This is a genomic window from Aeromonas sp. LsrichE-8G (assembly GCF_022869435.1).
Lineage (GTDB): Bacteria > Pseudomonadota > Gammaproteobacteria > Enterobacterales > Aeromonadaceae > Aeromonas > Aeromonas caviae.
Map to the genome: position 1 here is coordinate 1 of NZ_JALIHH010000129.1, position 8,357 is coordinate 8,357.

8 protein-coding genes, 2 tRNA genes and 1 pseudogene are annotated in these 8,357 nt (G+C 60.1%); 7 read left to right on the forward strand and 4 right to left on the reverse strand.

The annotated features are described in order from the left end of the window. Positions 1-142, forward strand: a 142-nt coding sequence (locus MUW49_RS17075; protein ID WP_210537842.1) for a transposase, incomplete at its 5' end; no start/stop codon positions are given. Between the two features lie 104 nt (positions 143-246). On the opposite strand, the gene MUW49_RS17080 is transcribed toward MUW49_RS17075, so the two are convergent. Further along, positions 247-447 (reverse strand): YbfA family protein, encoded by a 201-nt coding sequence (locus MUW49_RS17080; protein ID WP_045523888.1) that lies wholly within the window; start codon positions 445-447, stop codon positions 247-249. A 214-nt stretch (positions 448-661) separates the two neighbouring features. Between MUW49_RS17080 and MUW49_RS17085 the strand changes: the two genes are divergently transcribed. Next, positions 662-949 (forward strand): hypothetical protein, encoded by a 288-nt coding sequence (locus tag MUW49_RS17085; protein WP_049636605.1) that lies wholly within the window; start codon positions 662-664, stop codon positions 947-949. 63 nt (positions 950-1,012) lie between these two features. Here the strand turns inward: MUW49_RS17085 and MUW49_RS17090 are convergent. Beyond that, positions 1,013-1,086 (reverse strand) — tRNA-Cys (locus MUW49_RS17090). 55 nt (positions 1,087-1,141) lie between these two features. Beyond that, positions 1,142-1,217: transfer RNA gene (locus MUW49_RS17095), tRNA-Gly, on the reverse strand. A gap of 249 nt (positions 1,218-1,466) precedes the next feature. On the opposite strand from MUW49_RS17095, the gene MUW49_RS17100 reads away from it, so the two are divergent. The 5 genes from MUW49_RS17100 to MUW49_RS17120 all read left to right on the forward strand — a co-directional run bounded on the left by MUW49_RS17100 (position 1,467) and on the right by MUW49_RS17120 (position 8,120). Further along, positions 1,467-4,904, forward strand: coding sequence for an ATP-binding protein (locus MUW49_RS17100; RefSeq protein ID WP_010673541.1), 3,438 nt, complete (start codon positions 1,467-1,469; stop codon positions 4,902-4,904). 602 nt (positions 4,905-5,506) lie between these two features. Continuing rightward, positions 5,507-6,730: an integrase arm-type DNA-binding domain-containing protein gene (locus MUW49_RS17105; protein ID WP_280520831.1), complete on the forward strand. Its 1,224-nt coding sequence runs from the start codon at positions 5,507-5,509 to the stop codon at positions 6,728-6,730. A 220-nt stretch (positions 6,731-6,950) separates the two neighbouring features. After that, positions 6,951-7,151 carry an AlpA family phage regulatory protein gene (locus tag MUW49_RS17110; RefSeq protein WP_081000901.1) on the forward strand — a complete coding sequence of 67 codons (201 nt, stop codon included), beginning with the start codon at positions 6,951-6,953 and terminating at the stop codon, positions 7,149-7,151. Positions 7,152-7,162: 11 nt separating this feature from the next. After that, positions 7,163-7,600, forward strand: coding sequence for a helix-turn-helix domain-containing protein (locus tag MUW49_RS17115; protein WP_244813005.1), 438 nt, complete (start codon positions 7,163-7,165; stop codon positions 7,598-7,600). 13 nt (positions 7,601-7,613) lie between these two features. After that, positions 7,614-8,120, forward strand: a complete 507-nt coding sequence (locus MUW49_RS17120) for a hypothetical protein (RefSeq protein ID WP_244813006.1) — start codon at positions 7,614-7,616, stop codon at positions 8,118-8,120. 112 nt (positions 8,121-8,232) lie between these two features. Here the strand turns inward: MUW49_RS17120 and MUW49_RS17125 are convergent. After that, positions 8,233-8,357 (reverse strand): annotated as a pseudogene (locus MUW49_RS17125) (IS630 family transposase); the annotation flags it as partial.

The window sequence follows — 8,357 nt, forward strand, 5'->3', positions numbered from 1 at the left end:
TGCAAACTACCCGATGCACACGAGTGTGCTGGAAGGGGTGAACAACAAGATCAAAGTGATAAAGCGTATGGCATATGGATTTAGGGACTCAGAATACTTTTTTCTGAAAATCAAGGCGGCCTTCCCCGGAAAGCCGCGATGAACCTAAAAAAACCGACACCAGGGTGTCGGTTTTTTTATATCGGGAGGTGCGCCCTGCCTGTCACGCCAGTTTGGCACCGGGTGAAGCGGGCGTCGCGGGGAGGATCAGTAGAAGATCCGCTCCCCTCGCTCGCTCATCTTGAGCCAGACCGGCTTGGTGCTGGTCTTGCTCCAGATGCGGTGCAGGTAACTGTAGAAACGGGCGCGATCCCGGCGAAACAGCATCACCGGGAAGGCGAGCAAACCCGCCACCAAGACGAAGATGCGGCGAAGGATTATCTGAGTCAGGGAGAAGGGATGAAACATGATGTAACGCCTCACTGGTAAGACCACTGAACAAAGATTACGCCAATCATTGTAGGATTACTACACCGACAGCGCCATTTTTTGATAAAAAATGGGGCTAAAAGCCTAAAAATGAAACCGGGTTACATTCTTTAACTAAAAAACAACAAAGGTGGCAAAACGCGGCCCCTGTTCCAGAGTTAACGAGGACTGGACCAGATCGGGGGAACACAGGATGAAACTTGCAGATGCGGCGCTGCTGGGGGCATTGGGCGTGCTCGCCTGGAGCCAGTGGCAGGAGTGGCGGCTCAATCGTGACGATGCCATCGACATCCCCTATCACGGGGTCCCCACCGCCAGCCTGTGGCAATGCGGTTTGCTGATAAAGGAGATGGCCGCGCTGGCAGAACAGGGGGGCGAAGAGAGGTCCGGATCCAGGGGCGAGGCATTGGCCGAGATGGATCTACATCTGCACAAAACGTGGCAACGGGAAGGTTGTTCACGGCTGACTGACATCCAATGAAGCATCATCCTGGGCCGCCAGGGCGGATGGACAACGTCAGTGATGTGGATAACAGGGAGAAGATGGAGGCACGTTCCGGAGTCGAACCGGACTAAACGGATTTGCAATCCGCTGCATAACCGCTTTGCTAACGCGCCATGCTGACAAGGCATTGCCTTGAGAGTGATGTCCATGGTTGGTGCCATGGAGTATTGGAGCGGGAAACGAGACTCGAACTCGCGACCCCGACCTTGGCAAGGTCGTGCTCTACCAACTGAGCTATTCCCGCATTATTGCTTGCGTGCCAGTTGCCTGACAACGAGGCGCATTATACGTACCCCGAGCCCGGGCACAACCCTTTTTTCTCACTTTGAGCCCTTTCCCGTGCTGTTTGCTCACCCTTTAGACGCCTTGGTCGAAAATCCCCCCGCTCCCTGTGACCCGACGAGCGAATTTAAGATAAAGCCATTGAAATAGTTAGCCTTTAGTCAGAAACTCATCGCGTTTAGTAACTGGATTATCAATTGAAAATCATGCGATGAAATGGAACTTCAGGCCTCGGGGGCTCAGACCGCAGCTGATGCTGGCTTTTTTCATGTTGGGCCTGGTGCCCTTCCTGGTCGTCACCCTGTTTTTCCTCTATAGCCACGGCAAGGATCTCACCACCCAGACCTCCAACCATCTGGTCTCGGTACGCAACATCAAGAAAAACCAGCTGCAAGACTACTTCGGCAACCTCAAGGAGCAGATCATCAACTTCTCCCAGCAGGACTTTGCCGGCAACAGTATCGGTCGCTTCTACGGTTTCACCGGTGCCTTCGAGAAGCTCGGCACCACGCCGCAGGAGGCCCGCGCCCGCGCCCAGGCCCGCTATGTGCCGGGCTCCTGGGACAAGCTGCAACAACCTGACAGTCAGGTGGAGATAGAGCCCTCCATCAGCGCCCTCATCCTGGCGGACGAGATGTATGGCCGCGTCCACCAGCGCTTCCATCGCGGCTACGCCGACATGGTGCGCAAGTCCAACTACAGCGACATCTTCCTGGTCGACCTCAACGGTGACGTGGTCTACTCGGTCACCAAGCAGGCCAACTTCGCCACCAACCTGCTCTCTGGCCCCTACCAGTCCAGCGGTCTTGGCAACACCTTCGCCAAGATCAAGCGCCGCCTCGATGGCGGCCAGAAGCCCCAGCAGATCTTCGAGTTCACCGATTTTGGCCGCAACGAGCTGACCGGCCAGGTGGTCGCCTACCTCGCCGCTCCCGTGATGCAGTACGACTATGTGCGCGGCGTGGTCATCTTCGAGCTGCTGCCGGACAAGCTCAACCAGATCATGGCGGAGCGGGAGGGGCTCGGCGCAACCGGCGAGACCATTCTCATCGGCCCGGACAAGCGGATGCGCGCCAACGCCTGGCTCGCCCCTGAATTCAGCGTGGAGAACAGCTTCAGCCCCGACTTCCGGCCGCTGCAGACCCCCCTCATCATCAAGGCCCTCTCCGGGGAGCAGGGGGTCGGCCCCTTCCTCTCCTACCACGATGACGAGGTGCTGGCCGCCTATACCCAGGTGAAGGTGTTCGATACCGAGTGGGCCTTCATCGCCGAGATCTCCACCAGCGAGGCCTATGCCCCCATCCGCCAGCTCGAGACGCTGGTGATCCTGCTGGGGGCAGGCTCACTGCTGCTGCTGATCCTCTTCTCCCGCTGGCTCTCCCACTCCATCACGGCGCCCCTGCGATCCCTCACCGCCGCCGCCGAACAGGTGGCGGACGGCGCTCTGGATCACCCCATCACCATCCCCCGCACCGACGATGACATCGACCGGCTGGCCCAGGCGTTTCGCCACATGCAGCGTTCGGTGAAGGACAAGATCGAGCTCATCGAACGCCAGACCCAGGAGCTGCAACAGCAGGTCAAGCTGACCCACAAGCAGAACCTCAGCCTGCAACAGGCGGACAAGCTCAAAGACGAGCTCCTGGCCAACACCTCCCACGAGCTGCGCACCCCCATCCACGGCATCAAGGGGATGGCCGAGTCCATGCTCGCCAGCCAGCAGGACCTGACCGAAGGGCAGCAGAAACAACTCGGCCTCATCATCAAGAGCGCCGACGGTCTGGCCCGCCTCGTGGACGACTTGCTCGACTACCACCAGATGCGCTACGGCCAGCTGGAGATCCACCCCCAGCCGGTCTCCTCCAAGGGGGTCATCCGGCTGGTGCTGGATCTCTGCCAGCACCTGGTGCAGGCCAAGCCCCTCACCCTGGTGGACAAGAGCCCCGCCGAGCTGCCCCCTGTGCTGGCGGACGAGCAGCGCCTCGAGCAGGTGCTCTACAACCTGGTGGGCAACGCCATCAAGTACACCCCCCAGGGCAAGGTGGTGCTGAGCGCCCTGGTGGAGGGCAACTTCCTGCGCATCAAGGTGACCGACACCGGCATCGGCATCGCCAGGGACCATCTGGAGCACATCTTCGAGCCCCTGGTGCAGATGAGCCCGGAAGTGAGCAAGCAGGGAGCGGGCCTTGGTCTCTCCATCACCCGCCAGCTGGTGCACCTGATGGGGGGGGAGCTGTTCGTGGAAAGCGAGCCGAGCGTCGGCTCCACCTTCGCCTTCACCCTACCGCTGGCCAGCGGCAAGGCGGGCAGTCTGACCCTCGACAGCCGCCAGATAGAGCACCAGCTGGTGCGCCAGCAACCCGTCATCCTGCCGGACTGGGAGAGCGAGGATCTGCCGCCCCCGCCGCAAGATGCCCCCGTCATCCTGGTGGTGGATGACGAGCCCATCAATTTACACATACTGCGCCACCTGCTGCAGCCCTGCGGTTATCGCATCCTGCCCAGCAGCGACGGCCACGACGCCCTGACCAAGCTGGCTCAGGAGCCGGTGGATCTCATCCTGCTTGATGTGATGATGCCCACCCTCTCGGGCTTCGACGTCTGCCGCCGTCTGCGCCAGCAGCACCCCAAGGAGAAGCTGCCGGTGCTGCTGCTCACCGCCCTCAACCAGCCCAAGGAGATTGAAGAGGGTTTCAACGCAGGGGCCAACGACTATCTGGTGAAACCCTTCTGCAAGGAGGAGCTGTTCGCCCGGGTGAGAGCCCTGCTGGAGGCCAGCGCCGGGCGCGCCTCCCTGGTGGAGAACCGCCTGCTCAAACAGGAGATAGAGCACCGTCTGCTGCTCCAGGAACAACTGCACCAGGATCAGGAGCGGCTCCTCGCCCTGCTTGGCGAGGGGGCCGACCCCATGGTCTTCCTCGATGAGCAAGGAGGGGTGCTGTTTGCTTCCCGGGCCCTGGCGCGCCTGCTGGGTCAGGAGCCGGAAGCCATGGAGGGGCAGATGCTGGACGAGTGGCTGGCCGCCCCGCTGGCAAGCCAGTGGCCCGACATGACCGCGCAGCCGGAGCGGGAGCTGGACTTCCTGGTGGCGGGCCAGCGAGACACCCTCAACGCCCGCGCCCTGCCCATCAACCTGGGGGGGCAGCACGCCTATGCGCTGACCCTTGGCACAGAACCGCGCCAGGACGACAATCGCATGGCTGCACTGGAGAACGCCCTCAAGAGCCTCTCTCGCCAGGCCATCATCGAGGATGGCCAGTTGCTGGGGGAACTGAGCCGGCTGGGAGGGGAGTTCAGGTCGCTGGCCGACGATCTCATTCGCCAGCAGGATGACGAACCTCTGCGCCGCGCCCTGGTGGACACCATGCGTCTCACCCTGGAGACCTGGCAGCAGAGCACCGGCAAGGGCAAGATAGTGCTGGCGGAGAAGAGCAAGCTGTGGCGGGTCTACATGGACCGCTCCAGTCCCCAGACCCGCACCCTCGACAAGTACCTGAACCTCGACACCCTGCCCAAGGCACCGCGCTGGAAGACGGTGGTGGCCAGCGCCGAGTACGTGCTCAAGCACTGCGCCCTGAACGAGGTGCAGCACCAGAGTCTGCACCAGAGCACCCAGCGCCTTCGCCAGCTCGCCAGCCGCAAGGCATGAGTCTCCAACCCGCAGCCACGTTGCTCTGATGATGGCTGCGGGATAGAAAACCAAGCACCAATAGCCAACTCTGGACACATCTACTCGCAGGCTTTCTGCGCCTATCAGGGGGATCGCGATGGCTGAGGCCAGATGACCCTGCAGGTGCGGGCCCATGCCCCATCACCATGTTGGTGATGACCCCGGGAGACCTGTCTGGGCCGGCAAGTGGCTAATCAGGTGAATGGACATTCGAGAGAATGGGGTGAGACTACGCGACACCGTGACCACAGGCCTCAAATCGGAAAAGACATTGGGAGATGGCTGAGCCGGGGGATGGACAGTAGAAATGACAAACCCGCGACGGGCGCGGGCTTGAGGGGAATAAATGGCGGAGAGACAGTCCGCCGCAATCCGTTCTGAGCCATTCCGCATAGTGCCGGGGAAACCTTATATATTGCGGATAGATACAACAAACCCGTTCCGAGTCGTTCCGATAGATTCTTGTAAAATCCGGCGCTAAAGTATGGGCTGAGGTATGGGCTGGCGTGTGATGGATTCAGTATGGGCTGTGATCCAGCACCCCCGGCCAAGCCATTGAACGGACAGGGGAGCGGGTAAAAATGGGGAAACTCACAGCCAGAACAGTTGAGGGTCTTTGTAGGGCGGGCCAGCCCGGCATGACCAACGATGGCGACAGCCTTTACCTGAAGATAGGGAGGGGCGGCGGGGCCTCTTGGGTGTTCCGCTATCGCCAAGCGGGCAAGCTAAGAGACATGGGGCTAGGGGCTTACCCCGGTGTCAGCTTGGCTGATGCCAGAACACTGGCGTTTGAGGCTCGCCGGATGATCCAGCAAGGGGAAGATCCGATAGGCGAGAAGCGAGCAGCCGCCAGAGCAGCCAAGGAGGAAGCGGCGCGGGCGGTTACCTTTAGTGATCTGGGTGAGCAGTACATCGAGGCCCACCGGGCAGGATGGAAGAACGCCAAACACGCCCAGCAATGGGCCAACACCCTGAAGCAGTACGCCTACCCGGTGATTGGCAAGTTGCAGCCGGACGAGATCAACACCGAGCACGTGCTAAACATCCTGCAACCAATATGGCAGACCAAGACTGAGACGGCTTCACGTGTGCGAAATCGTATCGAGCTGATACTTGATGCCGCCAAGGCCAGAGGCTTTACCTCTGGTGAGAACCCGGCACGGTGGCGCGGCCACCTGGATAAGCTGCTCCCCAAACGCGCCAAGGTGGCGGCGGTGAAACACCATGCTGCTATGCCGTTCCAGCAAGTCCCCACCTTTATCAACCAGATCGCCCAGACTGAAAGCATGAGCGCCAAGGTATTGGAGCTGATCATTCTCACCGCCTGCCGAGCAGGTGAGGCACTGGGGGCCACATGGGACGAGATCGACCTTGAGCGGGGTGAGTGGTCAATCCCTGCCATAAGGATGAAGGGCGCACGAGATCACCGGGCACCACTGAGCAAGCGGGCTATCTCCCTACTCATGAGCCTGCCAAGAGTACAGGGCTCCCCTTATGTGTTCCCAGGGCAGCGACCAGACCGCCATCTATCCGCTGGGGCGGTAACTATGTTCATGCGGCGACATGGAGCGGAAGGCTTCACGGTTCACGGCTTCCGGTCATCGTTTCGTGATTGGGCTGCCGAGCGCACCACCTACCCAAGGGAGATATGCGAGATGTGCCTTGCCCATGTGGTGGCCCAGGGGGCCGAGGCTGCTTACTGGCGCGGGGATGTGCTGGAAAAGCGGCGCGGGCTGATGGAGCTGTGGGGGCAGTATGTGGGCGACGCTGACAATGCTGGTGGCGTGGTGATTAAAATTGCATAGATTCCGGCGAATACCCGTTGACACCAATGGTGTCCAACGTTAGGATTTACCCATACTGGCCCAATCTCTATAGATCGGGCCTTTTTATTTCCAGACCCGGCCACCGCGCCGGGTTTTTTATTTGGAGGTGACGCCCAGAGACTCCCCGAACGAAACGCCAGACAAACCCACTTTATAACCCGGCCATTGCGCCGGGTTTTTTGTATCCGGAGGCAAGCAAATGAGTATCGACCTGAGTCAAGTAACCCTGATGAAGCGTCAGCAAGTGGAGGCAGTGACCAGCCTGTCCCGCAGCACCCTTTACGACATGATGGCAAAAGGGCGCTTTCCGAAGCCAGTACGGCTCGGCCCGAATCGAGTGGCATGGCGTGAGCGCGATGTTGTGGCTTGGCTGGAACAATGTGGTGTAACCGCAGCATAAGGAGGCAGGCGATGGACAAAAAAAATGGCCGCACCGCGAACGGCACGACCTATCTGCTTGAGCGTGACAAGCATACCACCCAGCCGACCCGCTGTGCCACCAAGCACGAACTGGTTGCGCTTCACCTACTGGAACAAGGAGCCCAAGGAGTTAGCGCCTTGTCTGCCCTGGCTGGCCTTCATGACATGAACCCGCGCAACTCGATAAGCGAGCTGCGCCGGGAGCACGGCATAGAGATAATGGACACCTTCTTTGAGCACCAGCATAGCGGCGGCGGTATCACCCGGATCAAGCGCTATTGGCTGGCCGACCGGGAGCAGGCTCAGAAGCTGGTGGCCCTGATCAACCACTGGCGCAAGCAACGCAACGCCGCACCGCTGGCTGATGACCATGCCGCCGTTCTGTGCGCTCGTTCACCCGAAGCAGCCCCCCTCCCACCCGCCGCCTAACCCCGAGGTATCTATGACCATGAATACCCATGGGCTCACTGCCCAGGGCGAAGCCTTGCCCAAAATCAGCCGGGCGGGCTTGCCTGATACCGTCCGACACGGTACGATTCGTGCCGTCGCCACCTTAGACAAGTGGCGGCATGGCTGGCGGATTAGACACCCGCAAGCTGTGACTAAACCAAGGACAATTCGCACCTCTTCCCCCATTTCCGGCACCCTGCCGGGGATCTATCCAGTTTTGGGGGCATGGGTCGGGAGCCAAAGAAAACGCCCCCACTGTGCCTTCCTTGGTTTGGCACTGTCTTGCGGCTACCCGATCCGCCTTGGTCTATCAAAACCAAGGATTCATACCGTGACCTTCACCTTCTTGATTGCCCCAAGCGCCTGCCGTCTGGCAGACCTGCGCCGTATCCGCACCATTACCGCCGTTGCTGACACCGAAGCACAAGCCCGCGCTAACCTGCCTGGCCTGCCTCTGGTGTTCCTGTCCCGCACTCCGACCGGGAGGGCCGCCGCATGAACAAGCAACATCAAGATACCGCCAACGAGCTGTACAGCATTTCCTCTGCGCTAGAGAGCGCCATTTGCTTGAAGCGTGACCCCAGCGCCGATGATACCAATCGGATTAAACATTAGGTCAGTTTTATCCAATCTCGGCTACAAAGTGACATCACCCGCTCCACATCGGCAATAAAGTGCTTCCAGGCCGATGTGCAGGCATCAAGGATGTCGTCGTAATCCTTGAAGCTGCGATTAG

Excerpts from the sequence above, each read along its gene's own strand:
- MUW49_RS17080 (WP_045523888.1), bottom strand. The coding sequence starts at position 447 with ATGTTTCATCCCTTCTCCCTGACTCAGATAATCCTTCGCCGCATCTTC.
- MUW49_RS17085 (WP_049636605.1), top strand. The coding sequence starts at position 662 with ATGAAACTTGCAGATGCGGCGCTGCTGGGGGCATTGGGCGTGCTCGCC.
- MUW49_RS17100 (WP_010673541.1), top strand. The coding sequence starts at position 1,467 with ATGAAATGGAACTTCAGGCCTCGGGGGCTCAGACCGCAGCTGATGCTG.
- MUW49_RS17105 (WP_280520831.1), top strand. The coding sequence starts at position 5,507 with ATGGGGAAACTCACAGCCAGAACAGTTGAGGGTCTTTGTAGGGCGGGC.
- MUW49_RS17110 (WP_081000901.1), top strand. The coding sequence starts at position 6,951 with ATGAGTATCGACCTGAGTCAAGTAACCCTGATGAAGCGTCAGCAAGTG.
- MUW49_RS17115 (WP_244813005.1), top strand. The coding sequence starts at position 7,163 with ATGGACAAAAAAAATGGCCGCACCGCGAACGGCACGACCTATCTGCTT.
- MUW49_RS17120 (WP_244813006.1), top strand. The coding sequence starts at position 7,614 with ATGACCATGAATACCCATGGGCTCACTGCCCAGGGCGAAGCCTTGCCC.